General features: G+C 75.1%; 17 protein-coding genes. 13 read left to right on the top strand and 4 right to left on the bottom strand.

Annotated features, from left to right (window positions below; all coding sequences use genetic code 11):
* The first annotated feature begins 177 nt into the window (after window positions 1–177).
* From DEF28_RS19100 to DEF28_RS19060, 9 genes are all read left to right on the top strand, one after another.
* Complete coding sequence (locus tag DEF28_RS19100; RefSeq protein ID WP_114398940.1) at window positions 178–1,881, top strand: ABC transporter substrate-binding protein; 1,704 nt, start codon at window positions 178–180, stop codon at window positions 1,879–1,881.
* Window positions 1,882–1,948: 67 nt separating this feature from the next.
* Entirely contained in the window at window positions 1,949–2,944 is a 996-nt protein-coding gene (locus DEF28_RS19095; protein WP_114398939.1) for an ABC transporter permease, read from the top strand.
* Window positions 2,941–3,864 (top strand): ABC transporter permease, encoded by a 924-nt coding sequence (locus tag DEF28_RS19090; RefSeq protein ID WP_374058198.1) that lies wholly within the window; start codon window positions 2,941–2,943, stop codon window positions 3,862–3,864. The genes DEF28_RS19095 and DEF28_RS19090 overlap by 4 nt, the downstream gene beginning before the upstream one ends.
* Window positions 3,865–3,868: 4 nt before the next feature.
* Entirely contained in the window at window positions 3,869–4,819 is a 951-nt protein-coding gene (locus DEF28_RS19085; RefSeq protein ID WP_114398938.1) for an ABC transporter ATP-binding protein, read from the top strand.
* Between the two features lie 4 nt (window positions 4,820–4,823).
* Entirely contained in the window at window positions 4,824–5,750 is a 927-nt protein-coding gene (locus DEF28_RS19080) for an ABC transporter ATP-binding protein (RefSeq protein WP_114398937.1), read from the top strand.
* Window positions 5,751–5,832: 82 nt separating this feature from the next.
* A complete protein-coding gene (locus DEF28_RS19075) occupies window positions 5,833–8,355 on the top strand; it encodes a glycoside hydrolase family 2 protein (protein ID WP_114398936.1) in 2,523 nt (840 codons plus the stop codon).
* A gap of 119 nt (window positions 8,356–8,474) precedes the next feature.
* The gene (locus DEF28_RS19070) at window positions 8,475–9,470 is read left to right on the top strand and encodes an LLM class flavin-dependent oxidoreductase (protein WP_114398944.1); all 996 of its coding nucleotides are present in this window, start codon (window positions 8,475–8,477) and stop codon (window positions 9,468–9,470) included.
* A gap of 28 nt (window positions 9,471–9,498) precedes the next feature.
* Window positions 9,499–10,494: a TIGR03571 family LLM class oxidoreductase gene (locus DEF28_RS19065; protein ID WP_114398935.1), complete on the top strand. Its 996-nt coding sequence runs from the start codon at window positions 9,499–9,501 to the stop codon at window positions 10,492–10,494.
* A 737-nt stretch (window positions 10,495–11,231) separates the two neighbouring features.
* Window positions 11,232–11,693, top strand: a complete 462-nt coding sequence (locus DEF28_RS19060; protein ID WP_114398934.1) for a PPOX class F420-dependent oxidoreductase — start codon at window positions 11,232–11,234, stop codon at window positions 11,691–11,693.
* Between the two features lie 1,545 nt (window positions 11,694–13,238).
* Here the strand turns inward: DEF28_RS19060 and DEF28_RS19055 are convergent.
* The 3 genes from DEF28_RS19055 to DEF28_RS19045 are packed head-to-tail and all read right to left on the bottom strand — an operon-like array spanning window position 13,239 to window position 15,540.
* Window positions 13,239–13,649: a hypothetical protein gene (locus DEF28_RS19055; protein WP_114398933.1), complete on the bottom strand. Its 411-nt coding sequence runs from the start codon at window positions 13,647–13,649 to the stop codon at window positions 13,239–13,241.
* The gene (locus DEF28_RS19050; protein ID WP_114398943.1) at window positions 13,592–14,470 is read right to left on the bottom strand and encodes a polysaccharide deacetylase family protein; all 879 of its coding nucleotides are present in this window, start codon (window positions 14,468–14,470) and stop codon (window positions 13,592–13,594) included. Before DEF28_RS19050 ends, DEF28_RS19055 begins: the two co-directional genes overlap by 58 nt.
* A gap of 5 nt (window positions 14,471–14,475) precedes the next feature.
* Window positions 14,476–15,540 (bottom strand): asparaginase domain-containing protein, encoded by a 1,065-nt coding sequence (locus DEF28_RS19045; protein WP_114398932.1) that lies wholly within the window; start codon window positions 15,538–15,540, stop codon window positions 14,476–14,478.
* A 180-nt stretch (window positions 15,541–15,720) separates the two neighbouring features.
* Here DEF28_RS19045 and DEF28_RS19040 point away from each other — a divergent pair, with 180 nt between their 5' ends.
* A complete protein-coding gene (locus DEF28_RS19040) occupies window positions 15,721–16,818 on the top strand; it encodes a LacI family DNA-binding transcriptional regulator (protein ID WP_114398942.1) in 1,098 nt (365 codons plus the stop codon).
* A 66-nt stretch (window positions 16,819–16,884) separates the two neighbouring features.
* Here the strand turns inward: DEF28_RS19040 and DEF28_RS19035 are convergent, their stop codons facing one another.
* A complete protein-coding gene (locus DEF28_RS19035; protein ID WP_233515403.1) occupies window positions 16,885–17,187 on the bottom strand; it encodes a DUF4333 domain-containing protein in 303 nt (100 codons plus the stop codon).
* Window positions 17,188–17,410: 223 nt separating this feature from the next.
* Here DEF28_RS19035 and paaA point away from each other — a divergent pair, with 223 nt between their 5' ends.
* From paaA to paaC, 3 genes are all read left to right on the top strand, one after another.
* Window positions 17,411–18,388 (top strand): 1,2-phenylacetyl-CoA epoxidase subunit PaaA, encoded by a 978-nt coding sequence (gene paaA, locus DEF28_RS19030; protein WP_114398930.1) that lies wholly within the window; start codon window positions 17,411–17,413, stop codon window positions 18,386–18,388.
* Window positions 18,385–18,684 carry a 1,2-phenylacetyl-CoA epoxidase subunit PaaB gene (paaB, locus tag DEF28_RS19025; RefSeq protein ID WP_114398929.1) on the top strand — a complete coding sequence of 100 codons (300 nt, stop codon included), beginning with the start codon at window positions 18,385–18,387 and terminating at the stop codon, window positions 18,682–18,684. Before paaA ends, paaB begins: the two co-directional genes overlap by 4 nt.
* Window positions 18,685–18,728: 44 nt before the next feature.
* Window positions 18,729–19,319: 1,2-phenylacetyl-CoA epoxidase subunit PaaC (gene paaC / locus DEF28_RS19020; RefSeq protein ID WP_114446186.1), on the top strand; the 591-nt coding region annotated here is incomplete at its 3' end.

Below are 19,319 nucleotides of genomic sequence, written 5' to 3'. Positions count from 1 at the left end.
CTTCCCACCCCCCGCAGCACCGCTGCCCCTGACGCGCCCAGCGGTCGGACCGAGCTATGGGAGCGCTCCCCGGCCGCTGGGCGCCTCGCCCGGACCGGTGCCCGCCGGCCGCGGCCGACGTTCCCCGCACTCCACCCGGACCTCCGCGGGCCCTCCTGCGGGGGAAGGAGACACACGATGCGCAACCGCCTCATCAGGTTCGGCGCCGGTCTGCTCGCGGTGGCGCTGGCCGGCGCCGGGTGCACCGGCTCGGGCACCGACGCCGCCGGGAGCTACCCGCGGGACCGCACCCTCTACACCACCGGCACCCAGTGGGGCCCGCCCGCCAACTGGAACCCCATCATGACCTGGGAGTACACGGTCGGAACCGTGGGGCTCGCCTACGAGACCCTGTTCCTGTACGACGCCCAGGAGGGGGAGTACGTCCCCTGGCTCGCCGAGGGCGGCGAGTGGGTCTCCGACGACGTCTACGAGCTGCGCCTGCGCGAGGGCGTCACCTGGTCCGACGGCGAGCCGTTCACCGCCGACGACGTGGTCTTCACCGTCGAACTCGGCCGGCTGGAGTCGGTCCCCTACCACCAGCTGTGGGACTGGCTGGAGGCGGCCGAGGCCGTCGACGAGCACACCGTCCGGTTCACCTTCTCCGATCCGAGGTACCAGCAGTGGGCCAACTGGCTGTACTTCAACGCCATCGTCCCCGAGCACCTGTGGGCCGAGCGCACCGAGGAGGAGATCGGCGCCGGCGCTAACGAGGACCCGGTCGGCACCGGCCCCTACCGCTACGAGACCCACGACCAGGACCGGATGGTGTGGGCCGAGAACGAGGACTGGTGGGCGCGCGACGCCCTCGACCTCGACGTGGGGCCCCAGTACATCGTCGACATCGTCAACACCAGCAACGAGGCGACGCTCGGCCAGCTGCTCCAGGGCAACATCGACCTGAGCAACAACTTCCTGCCCGGGATCGCCGACCTCGCCGGGGAGAGCGGGCAGGTCGGGACCTACTTCTCCGAGCCGCCCTACATGCTCCCCGCCAACACCACCTGGCTGGTGCCCAACACCACCAGAGAGCCCATGGACGACCCGGAGTTCCGCCGGGCCGTGGCGCACACGGTGGACATGGACCGGATCGTCACCGCCGTCTACGGCGAACTCGTCCAGTCCGCCGACCCCACCGGCCTGCTCCCGGTGTGGGACGACTACATCGACCGCGAGGTCGTCGGCGAGCACGGTTTCGGCCACGACCCGCAGCGCGCCCGCGAACTGCTCGCCGAGGCCGGCTACGACGACACCGACGGCGACGGCTTCGTGGAGACGCCCGGCGGCGACCCCGTCGAACTCACCCTGATCGTGCCCAGCGGGTGGACGGACTGGATGGAGGCCGCCCGCGTCATCGGCGAGGGCGCCCGCGAGGCCGGGATCAACCTCGCCGTCGAGTTCCCCGACCAGAACGCGCTGGTCGACCAGCGCGCCAGCGGCGACTTCGACATGCTGCTCAACAACGACCGCCAGGTCAGCAACACCCCCTGGACGTACTACGAGTACATCTTCCGGCTCCCCGTGCAGGAGGCGCAGAGCACGGTCAACTTCGGGCGCTACGAGAACGAGGAGGCGTGGGACCTGGTGAACGAGCTCGACCGCACCCCGGTCGACGACGCCGAGGCCATGCGCGCGATCACCTCCCGGCTCCAGGAGATCCAGCTCACCGAGATGCCGATCATCCCGCTCTGGTCCAACGGCATGTGGTCCCAGACCACCGGCACCACCTGGACCGGCTGGCCCACCGACGGCGGCAGCCACCACCCGCCCACCATGTGGCGCGGGTACGCCCAGCTCGGCGGGGTCCTGATGCTCACCGAACTGCGGCCGGCCTCCGGCTGAGGGCGCGGCGGGCGCACCCGCGCCCGCCCACCAGGCACCCAGACCGGCGGCCCCGGGAGGACCCGCAGTGTGGCGCTACTTCGGCAGGAAACTGCTCATCTACCTGTTCACCCTGGTCGCCGCGGTGACCGTCAACTGGATGATCCCGCGCTTCATGCCCGGCGACCCCGTCCAGAGCCGGCTCGCCCGCGCCTCCCTGCAGTCCCCGGAGGCGTCGGCGGCCATGGCCGAGTACTACCGCGGCGTCTTCGGCCTCGACGTGCCCGTGTGGCAGCAGTACCTCAACTTCTGGGGCTCCCTGCTCCGCGGCGACCTCGGCACCAGCATGTGGCTGTTCCCGCGCCCGGTCACCGAGATCCTCGCCGGCGCCGTCCCCTACAGCCTCGCGCTGCTGGTGCCCGCGATCCTGCTCAGCTGGTACGCCGGCAACAAGCTGGGGGCGGCCGCCGCGCGCGGCCGCTGGCTGGACAACACGGTCCTGCCGCTCGGCTACCTGCTCACCGCGATGCCCTACATGTGGCTGGCGCTGCTGCTCGCCTGGAGCCTGGGCATCGTCGCCGGCCTCTTCCCCGTGGCCGGCGCCTACGGGTTCGGCCTGCAGCCCTCCTGGTCCTTGGCCTTCGCCGCCAGCCTGGCCGCGCACTGGTTCCTGCCCTTCCTCTCGCTCTTCCTCGTGGCGCTGGGCGGCTGGGCCATCGGGATGCGCAACCTGATCATCTACGAGCTGGAGTCGGACTACGCCAGCTACCTGCAGTCGCTCGGTGCGCCGCGCCGGCTGGTCCGGCGCTACGCCTTCCGCAACGCGATGCTGCCGCAGATCACCGGACTCGCGGTCCAGCTGGGCACGATCGTCGCCGGGTCGCTGCTCACCGAGATCGTGTTCGGCTACCCCGGCATCGGCTACCTGATCCTGCAGGCCATCAGGAACCAGGACTACTTCCTCCTGCAGGGGGCCTTCCTGTTCATCGTGATCGGCGTGCTGCTCGCCAACTTCGTCGTGGACCTCGTCTACGTCCTCGTCGACCCGCGCGTGCGGGTCCAGATGCAGGGAGGCGCCGCGTGACCCGCCCGCCCGACGAACCCGCCGCCGGCCCCGCCGGCGCCCCCGCGCCGGCGGGCCACCCGGCCGGCCGGCGCACCGCGCCCGTGCGCGGCGCGCACTTCGCGCTGCGCAACCGCAAGCTGGTCGGCGGCCTGTCCGTCGTCCTGCTGCTCCTGCTCATGGGGGCCGCGGCCCCGCTGCTCACCGGCCAGCCGCCCAACGCCGAGGTCGGCCCGCCCAACCAGCCGCCGTCCGCCCGGCACTGGTTCGGGACCACGAACTTCGGGCAGGACGTGTTCGCGCAGTTCGTGTACGGGCTGCGCTCGACCTTCCTGGTGGGCGCGCTCGGCGGCGGGATCGCCGCACTCGTCGGCATGGCGGTCGGGTTCGTCGCCGGGTACCGGGGCGGAGTGGTGGACGAGGTGCTCAACATGATCACCAACGTCGTGCTGGTGCTGCCCTCGCTCGCGGTGCTGCTGATCGCCGCCGCCTACCTCGACGACCGGGGCGTGGCCGTCCAGTCGTTCTTCATCGGACTCACCTCGTGGCCGTGGGCCGCCCGCGCCGTCCGGGCGCAGACCCTCTCGCTGAGCTCCCGCGACTTCGTGGACCTCGCCCGGCTCAGCGGGACGCGCACCGCCGGCGTCATCGTGCGGGAGATCGCGCCCAACATGAGCTCCTACCTGTTCATGACGTTCATCCTGCTGTTCGGCGGGGCGGTGCTCGCCGCCGCCGGGCTGGACTTCGTCGGGTTCGGACCCACCGACGGCGTCTCCCTGGGGCTGATGATGCACAACGCCGTCAACTGGGGCGCCCTGCAACTGGGCATGTGGTGGTGGTTCGTCCCGCCCGGCCTCGGCATCACCGCCATCGTCGGCGCGATGTACATCATGAACGTCGGCCTCGACGAGGTCTTCAACCCCCGGCTGAGGGAGATGTGACGCGGTGGCACTCCAGGTCAGCGACCTCCGGGTCCACTACCGGACCGTGCGCGGCGACGTGCGGGCCCTCGACGGTGTGACCTTCGCCCTGGCCGACGGCGAGATCACCGGACTCGCCGGGGAGTCCGGCAGCGGCAAGACCACACTCGGCAAGAGCCTCGTCCGGCTGGACGGCCGGATGCGGCACGTCGGCGGGCGCGTGGAGCTGGACGGCCGCGAGCTGCCGATCGGCGACTCCGCCCGGATGGACCGGTTCCGGTTCCACGAGGTGTCCGTCATCCCGCAGTACGCCATGAGCGCGCTCAACCCCACCCGGCGGATCGGCACCATGGTCCGCGAACTGCTGCGCTCCCGCGGCATCGGCCACCGCGCCGTGCGCCCGGAGCTGGAGCGCCGGCTGCGCCTTGTCGGCCTGGCGCCCGAGGTGCTCGACCGGTACCCGATCGAGCTGTCCGGCGGCATGAAGCAGCGGGTGGTGATGGTGCTGTCCACCCTGCTGGACCCCGCCCTGCTCGTCGCCGACGAGGTCACCTCGGCGCTGGACGTCTCGACGCAGCGGGCGGTCGCCGAGGCCCTGGTGGAGTTCCGCGACCGCGGGTACGTGCGGAGCATGATCGTGGTGACGCACGACCTCTCGCTCGTGTACCAGATCGCCGACAGCATCATGGTGATGTACGGCGGCCGGCTGGCCGAGAAGGCCCCCGCCGACGCCCTCGTCACCGCGCCGCGCCACCCCTACACCCGGCGGCTGCTGGCGGCGCTCCCCGAACCCGGGGTGCGCCACGAGGACAAGCGGCTGGCCGGGATCCCCGGCGGCCCGCCGGAGCTGCTCGACCCGCCGGCCGGCTGCCGGTTCCGGGCCCGCTGCCCGCTCGCCGACGACCGGTGCGCCGAGCAGCCCCCGTTCACCGAGGTCGCGCCCGCCCACTTCGTCGCCTGCTGGAAGGCCGGGTGAGACCGTGCTGGAACTGGACTCGGTGAGCAAGGTCTTCCCCCGGGGCGCGTTCGGCCGCTCCGGGGTCACCGCCGTGCGCGACGTCAGCTTCGCGGTCCGCCCCGGCGAGGTCGTCTCCCTGATCGGGGAGAGCGGCAGCGGCAAGAGCACCATCGGCCGGATGGTGCTGCGGCTCGCCTCGGTGACGCGGGGCCGCATCACCTTCGACGGCGCCGACATCGCCGGACTCACCCGGACCCGCCAGCTCAGGGAGTACCACCGCCGGGTGCAGGGCGTCTTCCAGGACCCCTTCAGCTCCTGCAACCCGGTCTTCCCCGCCGATCGGGTCCTCGACGCGGTCCGGCGCGGCTACTTCCCGGACGTCGGCGCGGCCGAGTGGCGGGACCGGGTGGACGCCGCCCTGGAGGTGGTGCGGCTCGACCCGGCCCAGGTGCGGGGCCGCTACCCCCACCAGCTCAGCGGCGGCCAGCTCCAGCGGCTGCTCATCGCGCGGGCGCTGCTGCTCGACATCCGGCTGCTGGTCGCCGACGAGGTCATCAGCATGCTGGACGCCTCCACCCGGATCGACGTCCTCAACCTGCTCGCCGACCTGCGGGCGCGCGGGCTCGGCATCCTGTTCGTCACCCACGACCTGGCGCTCGGCAACTACGTCAGCGACACCACCGTCATCCTGCGCCGCGGCCGGGTCGTGGAGACGGGCGCGACCGCCACCGTCTTCGCCGACCCGCTGCACCCCTACACCCGGCGGCTGCTCGCCTCGGTGCCGCGGCTGCGCCGCCGGTGGTCCGACCTGCCGGACGAGCCGGCCGGCGCCCGCCCGTGCCCCTACCACGAGCGCTACCCCCGCGGCGCGGCCGCGGGCCCGCCGCTGCTGGCGGTGGCCGACGACCACCACGTCGGCTGCTTCGCCGATGACGGCAAACCGTGCTGACGGGCCGCCCGCCCCCGCCGCCCCAATCCGAGCCACCGGTCCCGACCGACCGCCCGACCACGACACGAGGTGTGGAGAACACATGGCACGGCGCATCGACCTGCGCGAGAACTGGACCCTGCGGGCAGCGGGCGGCGAGGGCGTCCCGGCGCGCGTCGCCGCGGCGGACGTCCCGGCGCGGACGCCGGGCTGCGTGCACACCGACCTGCTCGCCGCCGGCCTGATCCCCGCCCCCTACGTCGGCGACAGCGAGGACGCGCTGTCCTGGATCGGGCGGACCGACTGGCGGTACCGCACCGTGCTGCCCGCCGACGGCCTCGCCGGCGCGGAGCGCGTGGACCTGGTGTGCGAGGGGCTGGACACCGTCGCCGACCTCGCCCTCGACGGGCAGGTGATCGGCCGGACCCGCAACATGCACCGCGAGTACCGCCTCGCGCTCGCCACCGGAGCCTCCGGGGACGGCGGGCCGCCCGCCGGCCGCGAACTGGCGATCACCTTCGCGTCCCCCTACCGCCACGCCGAGCGGCTGCGCGCCGAGCTCGGCGACCGGCCGGCCGCCTACCCCCAGCCGTACCCGTTCATCCGCAAGATGGCGTGCAACTTCGGCTGGGACTGGGGGCCGGTCCTCGTCACCGCCGGGATATGGCGGCCGATCTGGCTGCACGCCTGGAGCACGGCGCGGCTGGCCCGGGTGCGCCCCGAGGTGACCGTCGCCGCCGGCCCCGGCGGCCGGGCGCACGGCCGGGTCGTGCTGCACGTGGACGTGGAGCGCGCCGCCTCCGGGGCGCGGGCGCCCCTCACGGTCGAGGCCGAGGTGGCCGGGGAGCGGACGCGGACGGCGGTGCCGCCGGGGGAGGGCGCGGTCCGGCTGGAGCTCGCCGTGCCCGAGCCGCGGCTGTGGTGGCCGCGCGGGTACGGCGAGCAGGTCCGCTACCCGCTCACCGTGACGCTGCGCTCGGCCGGCGCGGAGCTGGACGCCTGGCGGCGCGACATCGGGTTCCGCAGCGTCGAACTCGACACCGCCCCCGACGACGACGGCACCCCCTTCACGCTCATGGTCAACGGGGCCCGGGTGCTGGTCCGGGGCGCCAACTGGATCCCCGACGACTGCTTCCCCAGCCGCGTCGGCCCCGGCCGCTACCGCCAGCGCGTCGACCAGGCGACCGGCGCCGGGATCAACCTGCTGCGCGTGTGGGGCGGCGGGGTGTACGAGAGCGGCGGTTTCTACGAGGCGTGCGACGAGCGGGGCGTACTGGTCTGGCAGGACTTCCTGTTCGCCTGCGCCGCCTACCCGGAGGAGCCGCCGCTCGCCGAGGAGGTCGAGGCCGAGGCGCGCCAGGCCGTGGTGCGGCTCATGCCGCACCCCAGCCTGGTGCTGTGGAACGGCAACAACGAGAACATCTGGGGACACGCCGACTGGGGCTGGCGCGACCGGCTGGGCGACCGCAGCTGGGGCGCCGGCTACTACTTCGACCTGCTGCCGCGTGTCGTCGCCGAGCTCGACCCCACCCGGCCCTACTGGCCGGGCAGCCCCTACTCCGGGCGGCCCGACCTGCACCCCAACGACCCCGCGCACGGCAACACCCACATCTGGGACGTCTGGAACGAGCGCGACTACCCGCACTACCGGGCGTACCGGCCGCGCTTCGTCGCGGAGTTCGGGTACCAGGGGCCGCCCGCGCACGCCACGCTGCGCCGCGCGCTCGGCGACGGCCCGCTGGACCACGCCTCCGCGGCGATGACGCACCGGCAGCGGGCCAGGGACGGCGTCCGCAAGCTCGCCGACGGCCTGCGGTGGCACTTCCCGGAACCGGACGGATTCGACGACTGGCACTACCTCGCCCAGGTCAATCAGGCGCGCGCGATCACGCTCGGGGTCGGCCACTTCCGGTCGCTGTGGCCGCTGTGCTCGGGAGCGGTGGTGTGGCAGCTCAACGACTGCTGGCCGGTCATCTCCTGGGCGGCGGTCGATGGCGACGCCCGGCGCAAGCCGCTCTGGTACGCGCTGCGCCGGGTCTACGCCGACCGGCTGCTCGTCCTGGGCCCGGCCGACGGCGGCGGCCTGGAACTGGCGCTGTGCAACGACACCGACCGCGCCTGGCGGCCCGCGGTGGCCGTGGCCCGCCACGACCTCGCCGGGCCCGTGCTGGCCCGCGAGAAGGTGAGCGCCACCGTGCCGCCGCGCGCCGTCGTCCGCCTCCCGGTGCCGGCCCGGGTGGCGCAGCCCGCGGACACCGCCCGCGAGTTCGTCACCGCCGACTCGGGCACGCCCGCCGACCGCGCGGTGTGGTTCTTCGCCGAGGACACCGAGGTCGCCTACCCCGCTCCGCGCTTCGAGACCGAGGTGACCGAACGCGGCGGGGACCTGCGGGTCGCCGTGACCGCGCGCACCCCGCTGCGCGACCTGGCGCTGTTCGCCGACCGGCTGGCGGCCGATGCCGAGGCCGACGACATGCTGCTCACCCTGCTCCCCGGAGAGACGCACACCTTCACGGTCGCCGGCGGCGCCGGCCTGGACCACGCGGCGGCCGTGCGCCCGCCGGTGCTGCGCTGCGTCAACGAGGCGGTGCGCGCCGGGCGTGTGGCCCACACCACGCCGGGCTGAGGCAGATTCGCCGGGCCGGGGGTGTTGACGCCGGGTAGACGACCGGCCGCCCTCACCGCGCCCCCGCCGCCCGTGCCGGCGGGGAGCGGGGCGGCCCCCACCGACCGGAGGTGTCCGACGTGGCCGCAGCGGCTGACGTTCCCCTGTCCATCCTCGACCTGGCCACCATCGTCAGCGGCGCGACCGCGGCCGACGCGCTGCGCAACACCACCGAGCTGGCACGCCGCGCCGAGGAACGGGGGTACCGGCGGTTCTGGCTGGCCGAGCACCACAACATGGCGGGCGTGGCCAGCTCGGCGACGGCCGTTCTCATCGGGCACGTCGCCGGCGCCACCCGGCGCATCAGGGTCGGCTCCGGCGGGGTGATGCTGCCCAACCATGCGCCGCTCGTCGTCGCCGAGCAGTTCGGCACGCTCGCCACCCTGTACCCGGACCGGATCGACCTCGGCCTGGGCCGCGCCCCCGGCACCGACCCGTGGACCACCCACGCGCTGTGGCGCGGGCGCACCGAGCACGACGACTTCCCCGCCCAGGTCGAGGAGCTGCGCCGCTACCTCGCGCCGGCGACCCCCACCCAGCGGGTGCGCGCCGTGCCCGGCCAGGGCACCGAGGTGCCGGTGTGGATCCTCGGCTCCAGCATGTTCGGCGCGGCGCTGGCCGCCCAACTCGGCCTGCCCTACGCCTTCGCCTCCCACTTCGCCCCCGACCTGCTGCACGACGCGCTCACCCACTACCGGGACAACTTCCGGCCCTCGGCCGCGCTGGAGCGCCCCTACGCGATGGCCGGGGTCAACGTGCTCGTCGCCGAGGACGCCGCCGAGGCCCGCCGGCAGTTCACCTCCGTCCAGCAGCGGTTCCTCGCGCTCGCGCGCGGCGGCCCCCAGCAGCTCCAGCCGCCCAAGGACGACATGGCGGCCGTCTGGAGCGAGGCCGAGCGGCGGATGGCCGACGCCAAGCTCAGCGCGTCGGTCGTGGGCGACCCCGCGACGGTGCGCCGGGGGCTGGCCGAGTTCGTCGAGCGCACCGGCGTGTCCGAGCTGATGGTCGTCACCGAGACCTACGACTTCGCCGACCGGCTGCGCTCCTACGAGCTGCTCGCTGACCTCTGGAACTAGGGCGCGCGCCGCTTCCGGGAGGGACGCCATGGACGCCTACGGCCGGACCCGCCGGCCCTTCGCCGCGCACCCGGGGATGGTCCGCGCCTTCCCCGAGGGACGGCTGACGCTGGGGCTGATCGCCCCGCTGGAGTCCTTCCGCGGCAAGGCGCCGACCCTGGAGCGGCACCTGGAGCTGGCCGGCGCCGCCGAGCGGGCGGGATTCGCGTCGTTGTGGCTGCGCGACGTCCCGTTCCTGGTCCCGCACCAGGGCGACGCCGGCCAGGTCCTCGACCCCTGGGTGTACCTCGGGGCGCTCAGCACGGTGACCAGCCGGATCAGCCTGGGAACGGCCGCCGTCGTGCTCCCGGTTCGGCACCCCGCGCACGTCGCCAAGGCCGCGGCGTCGGTGGACCACCTCTCCGGCGGGCGCATGCTGCTCGGCGTGGCCGGCGGCGACCGCCCCGACGAGCTGCGCGCCTTCGGCCTGCCGACCGGGGACCGCGAGGCGGTCGGCGAGCGGATCCGGCAGTCCTGGGAGTACGTCCGGCAGGCCGGGCGCACCCCGAGCGCGCCGATCGACTCCCCGTTCGGCGCGGTGTCGGGGCGGATGGACCTGCTGCCCAAGCCCGTCCACGACCGGCTGCCGATGCTGATGACGGGCCGGGGCGGGCAGAGCGTGGAGTGGATCGCCGAGCACGCCGACGGCTGGCTGTTCTTCACCGTGCCCGTGGAGCAGCAGGCGCTCAACGTCAGACGCTGGCGGCGGCTGACGGAGGGGGCCGCCGGCGGGAGGTTCCGGCCGTTCGCCCAGGGCATGGCACTCGACCTCAGCGAGGACCCGGTCGCGCCGTCGCGCGCGCTGGGGCACGGCGGCCACTCCATGGGCCGGGAGCCGCTGCTGGACCTGCTGGAGGAGCTGGAGGCGATCGGGGTGAACCAGCTCATGCTGAACCTGCGGCTCAGCCGCCGCCCGATGGCCGACATGCTGGAGGAGCTGGCCCGGTACGTGCTGCCCGCATTCCCGGCGGGCGAGCCGGGCTGACCCGTCCCGCCCGGGGCCGCGCGGGCCGTGCGGCGGGCGCGGCCGCCGTGCCTCCTGCCATGTTCTGGGGGCCGGGGACGCCGACAGCCTCGGGGCCGCGACCGATCCGCCGCACACCGGCGAGCGCGGCACACGGGAGGCTGCCGAGCTGTCCGGCCGCCCCGTCCTCGTCACCCCCGCCGGGCGGCGGCGCTTCGCGGCCCGCGCGGCACGAGCGACGAGGTGGTCCGCCGGCTCGCCGAGGAGGGCGGCGCTTCGGGGGCCGGCGGCCACGTCGGGCCTTTCGCACCCGGACCGGCCCGGAGCGGGGGACCGGTCCCGACGACTTCGCCGACAACATCGACCGCCTCGTCGACCTGGTCGGTGCCGACCACGTCATCGTCGGCACGGACGGCCGTGCCGAGCGCCCGTCCACCCGCGCGGGGGCGGCCCGGGTGCGCCGGCTCTGCCCGCAGGCCCCATCACCGGCGACGCCTCTGACCTGGCACCGTCCAGCCGCGCGGGCCGGCCGAGGTCCGTGACCTGGCCGACCGCACCTCGGCACCGCTCCGGCAGTGAGCGCGACGCCGGCGAGCGCGGGGTCCCGGGCGGGACCCCGCTGCGCGTCCCCGGCGAGGTCCGGCGCTGACCCGCCCCGGCCGGCGCGTCCGGTGCGGACCGCCCCTCTTCCCCTACGATCGCTTCGGCACGGCTTGCGCCGCCGTCCGCCCCACCGACCGAGACGTCTGGAGCACCACGTGAGCCCGAGGATCGCGACCAACACCAAGGTCACCCGCGACGAGCTGCTGGACTTCGTCCGCCCCCGGCACCGTGCGATCGTCCTGACCCGCCGCGCCGGCGGCGCCCCCCAGGCGTCACCGGTCACCTGCGGTGTGGACACCGCCGGCCGGATCGTGGTCTCCACCTACCCGGAGCGCGCCAAGGCCCGCAACGCCCGGCGCGACGCCAGGGTCAGCGTGCTCGTCCTCTCCGACGACTTCGACGGCCCCTGGGTCCAGGTCGACGGCACCGCCGAGGTCATCGACGGCGAGGAGGCGGTGGAGCCGCTGGTCGAGTACTTCCGCGTCATCTCCGGCGAGCACCCCGACTGGGACGAGTACCGCGACGCGATGCGCCGCCAGGGCAAGGCGCTGCTGCGGATCACCCCGGAGCGCTGGGGACCGGTGGCCACGGGCGGCTTCCCGGCCCGGCTCGCCTGACCGGGGCGGCTCCCGCACCGCTCCATCGCTGGCGGGGGTTCGCTGGACCGTCCGCGCCCACGGCGAAGCGCACCGGGGACCGGCGCTTGCGGGCCGCCCCCGGCGTCCCGGGGAGCGCGCTCGTCGTCCCTCCGCACGGCGGCGCCCCGTCCTCGGCGCGGCACCGGCGCGACCGAGGGCCGCTCCGCCCGTCCGGAAGCCGCGGACGGTGCGGAGCGTGCCCATCCATGCCGCCCGCCGGGGAGCCGGGGCGGGGGCTCCCGGCTGGCTTCGGCAGGGGACCGCGGTTTTCGCCCGGCCCCCGCGGTCGCGGCGCGTCCTGGCGGCGGACTCCCGGTACGCGCGCCGCGAGCGGCCCCAGGCGGTGAACGCCACGGTCCGACGCGACCGGCTTCGCACGGCCAGGTGGTCGGTGCCCAGCATCCCGACCGGCATGGACGGTCTCGGGTCCGCGGAAGCGGACGCTGCCGTGCGCCCGCGCGGCGTCCGTCGCGCGCCGGGTCGGCCCCGGCCTGGCGCGACCTCCCCGCAGGCCAGATGTAGTGACCACGGAGGTTGGTGACGCGGAACGCGGGTGGGCCGCTGATCCCGGGTGCGGGGCCGGTGGAGCGGTCGTAGCAGTCCAGCCGGTCGGGGAGCGCTGCCTGGCGTGCGGTCTCCCAGGGGTGGGGCTGACGGTGGGCCTATTCGTCCCGGGAGTGGGTGGAGGCGTTCGACCTTGCCGTTGGCCTGGGGCCAGGAGGGGCGGGTCCGGAGAGGGCTGATGCCCGGGGCACGGCAGGCCTGTCGCCGGGGCGTTGGCGCTGTGGGCCCAGGCGGTGCCGGTGAGTGCGCGTTCGACGGTCACGCCGCGGCGGTTCGCGGTAGGAACGCCGCGCGGGCGGCCGTCGTCTCATCGGGCGGGTTTTTGGGTCTCGGCAGGCGGGGAGTGGTCATCCGGCGCGGTGTGCGGGCGGGCTTGGCTGGGTGCGCTGGTGTTCGTGCGGCCGCCTGCGCGGCCCGGGGCCTTGCGGCCGCGGCCATCGGGGATTCGGCCGAGCTCCTTGGCGGCGATGGGGACGAGCTCACCCGGTCGGGGGTGTCCATGGCGGCGGACAGGCGTGCGGGTGGCCTGGTCGCGGGTGGCCGGCGGGGGCCGGCCGTGGTGCTGGTGAGCGGGCGGCGGTGGGCCGGCTGGCCTGGAAGCGTTGGGCCGCCCGGTGCAGCGGCCAGGCGTCGTCGGCGACGCACCGGGCCGGACGCGGTCTGCCGGTCGCGGACAGCGGGGGCGGTGCGGTGGACCGGGGCCTCCTGGGCACCGGTGCGGACGTCACGGTCCACATCGCAACCAGAGGTCCTCGCCCCGTTCGAGCACCCCGCTCAGCGCGTCGCCCGTCGCCGACCTCCGGGAACAGCACACCCGGCCCGCGCGCCCGCGCAGGCCGCGGCCGGCAGGCGATCGCCGCACCGGCGCCCGTGCCTCCGCCGCCGCACCGGCGCCCGTGCCTCCGCCGCCGCACCGGCGCCCGTGCCTCCGCCGCCGCACTCCGCCGGGGCTGCGCCGGGTCACGCCGCCGGGAGAGTCGCGACGAGGTGGTCCAGCAGCGTCCACGCCCCGCGAGGAGCGGACAGCTCCACCGCCGCCGGCGCCCCGCCGGGGTGCTCGCGCACGTGTGCCTCGGCGCCGCGCAGCAGGACGCCCGGGCCGCCGGCGGTGAGCCGGACATCGCCCTCCGCGGCCAGCCCGCAGGCGTGCAGCACCGCGCTCCACACCGCCAGCGCGGCGGGCGCGACGTCAGCGGTGCGGACGGCGTGTGTGCTGCCGTCGGCCCCGGGCTCCGGCAGCAGCGGGCCGCACCGGCCGGTCAGCTCGGCGGCCGCCGCCAGGCGGGAGCGCGGGAGGCTCCCGCCCGCGGCGGTCAGGCGCGCGGCCGGCGCCGCGCGAAGTCGTCGGCGATCTCGTCGAAGGTGGCCCACCGGACGCCCTCGTGGCCGTTGATGTAGTCGATCAGCCGCTCGTGCATGAGCAGCGACTGCGGGCGGCCGGAGACGTCGGGGTGCACGGTCATGGTGAACACCGCGTAGTCGTGCTCGCGGTACACCCAGTCGAACTGGTCCTTCCAGAGCTGCTCGACGTCGCGGGGGCTCACGAAGCCGTGGCTGTTCGGGCTGGCCTTGACGAACATCATGGGGGGCAGGTCGTCCAGGTACCAGGAGGCCGGGATCTCGATGAGGCCGGTCTCCGCGCCGCGCACCAGGGGCTTCATCCACTCCGCGGCCGGCCGGTCGTAGTCGATCTTGGTCCAGGAGTCGCCGACCCGCACGTAGTACGGCTCGAAGTCCCGGTGCATCAGCGAGTGGTCGTACTTGATCCCCCGCTCCAGCAGCAGCTCGTTGGTGACCGGGGAGAACTCCCACCACGGGGCGACGTAGCCGGTGGGCCGCCGGCCGGTGCGGGCCTGGATGAGCTCGATGCAGTGGTCGAGGATCGCCGACTCCTGCTCACGGGTCATCGCGATCGGGTTCTCGTGGCTGTACCCGTGCACGCCGATCTCGTGGCCGGCCTCATGGCACGCCGCGAACTCCTCCGGGAAGGTCTCGATGGAGTGGCCCGGCCAGAACCAGGTGGTGGTGATGCCGGCGCGCCGGAACAGCTCCAGCATCCGGGGCACGCCCACCTCGCCTGCGAACAGCCCGCGGGAGATGTCGCACGGGGAGTCCTCCCCGCCGTAGGACCCCAGCCAGCCGCCGACGGCGTCCACGTCGACACCGTAGGCGACCAGGATCTCCTTGGCCATGTCGGTCACGTTCCTTTCGTCTGGGACGGGGCGCTCCCGCCCGCCAACAGGTGGTGGGTGCCGTCCACCGCGCCGGCGGCGCGCAGCCAGGTCCGGCAGCGCTCGGCGACGGTGGCGGCCGTCGAGGACGGTTCGGCGGCGCCGGCGGCCAGCGCGGCGGCCAGCAGCAGCCGGCCCTGCCACGGCGAGAGGTCGCCGGCGAGGATCGCGCCGGCGGCGGCGAGGTCGGCCCCGCCTCCGGCGTAGAGGCCCACGACCGGGCCGGCGCCGACCCGGCTGGTCAGCATCACGGGCACGCCGGCCGCGAGCAGGTCGAGGCAGGCGGCGGTGACCGGGGGCGGGGTGTTGCCGGCGCCCAGGCCGGCGACCACCACGCCGCGCGCGCCCCGGCGCACCGCGTGCTCGATGTCGGAGGCGTCGGCGCCCAGGTACTGGGGGACCACGGCCACCCGCGGCAGGTCGTCGGCGGCCGCGTCCAGCAGCGGCGCCGGCGGGGCCGCGGTGTGGTGCCGGCGCACGCCGGCCTCGTCCACGTGCCCGATGGGCCCGCGCCCGGGCGCGGCGAAGGCGGCGAGCTCCAGGGTGTGCGTCTTGCGGACGCCGACGGCCGGCAGCACGGCGTCGGCGAAGACGACTGTCACACCGGTGCCGTCGGACTCGGGGGCGGCGGCCCAGCGCAGCGCCGCGGCCAGGTTGCGGGGACCGTCCGGAGCGGGGTCGTCGAACGGGCGCTGCGCCCCGGTGACGACCACGGGAACCGGGCCGCCGTGCGCCAGCGCGAGCAGGAACGCCGACTCCTCCAGGGTGTCGGTGCCGTGCGTGACCACCACGCCGTCGGCCCCGGCCGCCGCGGCGCGGACCGCGCGGGCCAGCGCGAGGACGTCGGGGACGCCGGCCGAGAAGCTGGTGATCCGGCGGACGTCACGCACCTCGACGGCGGCCTCCGGCACCTCCCAGACGCGGGCGGCGGCGGCCAGCAGTTCGCCGGCGCCCACGTCCACCCGGCGGCCCTGGGGGGCGGTCCGGGTGGCGATGGTGCCACCTGTGCCCAAGAGAACGAGATGACGCACGCGACCTCCGCTAACGTTAGCGCAAACGATTTCGTACATCATGCGGTGAGGAGCGCCACAGGTCAAGGGCGGAAACAGAAACGTCATCGGAGCCGACGAACCCCGAAATGACGGGTGTCGGCGCGGCTGAGACAGAATGTGGCCAGGCGTCGGCGCGACGGAGGAGAGGTGGGCGGCGCGGTGAGCGGTGAAGTCCCGGACGGGTCCGGCCACGCGGCGGCGGGGCGGCCGGCCCCGGAGGGCGGCGGCAGCGGGGAGGCCGGCCCGTGGCCGCGGCCGGCCCGCCCGGCCAAGCTCGCCGACATCGCCCGGGAGGCGGGCGTGCACGTGACCACGGCGTCACGCGCGCTGCGCGGCAGCGAGGGTGTCGGCCCGGAGACCGCCGCGCGGGTGCGCGAGGTGGCGCAGCGGCTCGGCTACCTGCCGCACCCGGCCGCCGCCAGCCTGCGCACCGGCCGCTCGAAACTGCTCGGCGTGGTGGTGCCCCGCCTGACCGACCTCGTGCTCGCCACCATCTACGAGGGCATCGAGCAGGGCGCCGCCTCGGCCGGCTACCAGGCGGTCGTGGCCAACAGCGGGGACGACCGCGAGGCGCAGCGGCTGCGCGTGGCGACGCTGCTCGCCAACCGGGTGGACGGCCTGATCCTGGGCGACGCCCGCACCGACTCGCCCCTGGTGCACGAACTCCGGCGGCGCGGCACGAAGATCGTGCTCACCTCCCGGCGGCTGCCCGGAGTGGTCTCGGTGACCTGCGACGACGTGCTGGGCGGCCGGATGGCCGCCGAGCACCTGGTCGGACTGGGGCACCGCGACGTCGGGGTGATCGCCGGCGAGCCCTACGCCTCCACCGGGATCGAGCGCACCCGCGGCTTCGTCACGGCCCTCGCCGACGCCGGACTGCCGGTCCCGGACGCCAACGTGCTGCGCTCCGGCTTCGACGTGCGCGGCGGCCGGGAGGCGGCCGAGGAGCTGCTGGCGCGCACCCCGCGCCCGACCGCGCTGTTCGCCGTCAACGACTTCGCCGCCATCGGCGCCATGGGCGCCATCCGGGACGCCGGGCTGCGGGTGGGCGACGACGTCGCGGTGGTCGGCTTCAACGACGTTCCGCTGGCCGCCGAGCTGCCGGTGGCGCTGACCACGGTGCGCTCGCCGATGCGCGAGATGGGGCGGCAGGCCGCGCTGGCGCTGGTCGCCCTCATCGCCGGCGAGCACGTCGAGTCGCTGCGGATGCGGCCCGAGCTCATGGCGCGCGCCTCGACCCTGGGCACGCGGGGCTGACGCCGCCGGCTGGCCGCCCCGGCCGCGACCGCTCCGCCCGCCGGCCCGGAGTCAGCCGGCCCGGAGTCAGCCGGCCTGGTCGTCGACCCGCACGTCGAAGGCGACGCGGGTCCCCTCGACCTCGGTGACCGTCACGGTGACCCCGTAGGCCTCGCCGTCCGCCGTGAGCTCGCAGCGGACCGAGGCGCCCACCTCGCCCGGCAGGTTCTCGGGGCAGGAGACGTCGTCCGGAGCCCGGCCGACCTGCTCCTCCAGCTGCCGCGCGACCTCGTTGGCGACGTCGTCCGACCCGACGCTGGCGCCGCCGACGCCGAGGGAGAAGGAGCACCCCGCCGCGGCGAGCAGCACCGCCGCCGGACCGGCCGCCACCGCCGCCCGCCGCGGCCCTGTCCATGTCCGTCGCCGTGCCCGCACCGCGGTCCTCCGTCCGTGAAACGCCCGTGTGCGGACATCAGAGCCGGCGCGGGCGCGTCCGGTTCCCACCGGGTCGCGGCCGGATCCGGCCGCGGCCGGGCCGAGCGGCCTTGTGCGGCCGGGGGATGTGCGCCAGACTAATTACTGACCGAATGTTCGGTAAGGAAGGTGGGGCGGGATGACCACCCGGACGGCGGACGGCGGCACCGCGGCGGAACCGGACCTCCAGCGGCACTTCGACGGCAGGGTCGCCGCCGACCAGCGCATCGAACCCCGCGACTGGATGCCCGACGGCTACCGGGCGACCCTGGTCCGCCAGATCGCCCAGCACGCGCACTCCGAGATCATCGGGATGCAGCCCGAGGGCGACTGGCTGACCCGCGCCCCCAGCCTGCGGCGCAAGGCGATCCTGCTCGCCAAGGTGCAGGACGAGGCCGGGCACGGCCTGTACCTGTACGCGGCCGCCGAGACGCTCGGCGTGGACCGGGCCGACCTCACCGAGCGGCTGATCTCCGGCCGGCAGAAGTACTCGTCGATCTTCAACTACCCCACCCTCACCTTCGCCGACGTCGGCGTCATCGGCTGGCTGGTCGACGGCGCCGCCATCTGCAACCAGGTGCCGCTGTGCCGCAGCTCCTACGGCCCCTACGCCCGCGCCATGGTGCGCATCTGCAAGGAGGAGTCCTTCCACCAGCGGCAGGGCTACGAACTGCTGCTGCGGATGATGGCCGGCACCCCGGAGCAGCGCGCCATGGTGCAGGACGCCACCGATCGCTGGTGGTGGCCGTCGCTGATGATGTTCGGCCCGCCGGACGCGGAGTCGCCGAACACCCAGCGGTCCATGGCCTGGCGCATCAAGCGCGACACCAACGACACGCTGCGGCAGCGGTTCGTCGACATGACCGTCCCGCAGGCCGAGAAGCTCGGCGTCACCCTGCCCGATGAGCAGCTCCGGTGGAACCCCGAACGCGGCCACCACGACTTCGGCGAGCCCGACTGGGAGGAGTTCCGGCGGGTCGTCTCCGGCCACGGGCCGTGCAACGCCGAGCGGCTGCGCCGCCGGCGCGCGGCCCACGAGAAGGGCGCCTGGGTGCGCGAGGCGGCCGCCGCCTACGCCGCGCGCGGCGCCCGGCGGCCAGGGGAGGTGCCGGCATGAGCGAGTCCGCGGCGCGGCCGGAGTGGCCGCTCTTCGAAGTGTTCGTGCGCGGCAGGCGCGGCCTCAACCATGTGCACGTCGGCTCGCTGCACGCGGCCGACCCCGCCATGGCCCTGCACAACGCGCGCAACCTCTACACCCGCCGCAACGAGGGCGTGAGCATCTGGGTGGTGCGCTCCGACGACATCACGGCGTCCAGCCCCGACGAGAAGGACCCGTTCTTCGCCCCCAGCGGCGACAAGGTCTACCGCCACCCCACCTTCTACCCGATCCCGGACGACGTGCCGCACATGTGAGCGGCACGGCCGCCGGTCCGGACCCGCACCGCACGGAGGAAGCCATGAGCGGCGACAGCGCCTACGACGCCCTGGCGCAGGAGCACGCCGGCGACGCCCGCTGGGCGTTCGGCACCGGGTTCACCGCCCCGCTCGCCGAGTCGGCGGCCGGCGCGGACGCACCCGTACCGCCGGAGGTGCCCGCCGGCGACCTCGCCCTGTACTGCCTGATGCTCGGCGACGACGCACTGGTGCTCGCGCAGCGCCTGATCGAGTGGTGCACCGACGCCCCCGAACTGGAGGAGGAGGTCGCGCTCGCCAACATCGCCCTCGACCTGCTGGGCCAGGCCCGGCTGCTGCTCACCCGCGCCGGCCGGGCCGACGGCACCGGCCGCGACGAGGACGCGCTCGCCTACTTCCGCGACGCCGGGCAGTTCCGCAACGTCCGGCTCGTCGAGGCCGCCAACGGCGACTTCGCGCGCTCGGTCGCCCGGCTGCTCGTCTTCGCCACCTGGCGGCTCGCGCTGTTCACCCGGCTCACCGCCTCGGCCGACCCCGCGCTGGCGGCGATCGCCGCCAAGGGTGTCAACGAACTGGCCTACCACCGCGACTACGCGGCGCAGTGGACGCTGCGGCTCGGGCGCGGCACCGAGGAG

This window comes from Marinitenerispora sediminis (assembly GCF_003336425.1).
Taxonomy (GTDB): Bacteria; Actinomycetota; Actinomycetes; order Streptosporangiales; family Streptosporangiaceae; genus Marinitenerispora; species Marinitenerispora sediminis.
The sequence above is the reverse complement of the archived record's forward strand: the minus strand, read 5'-3'. Positions and strand labels throughout refer to the sequence as shown.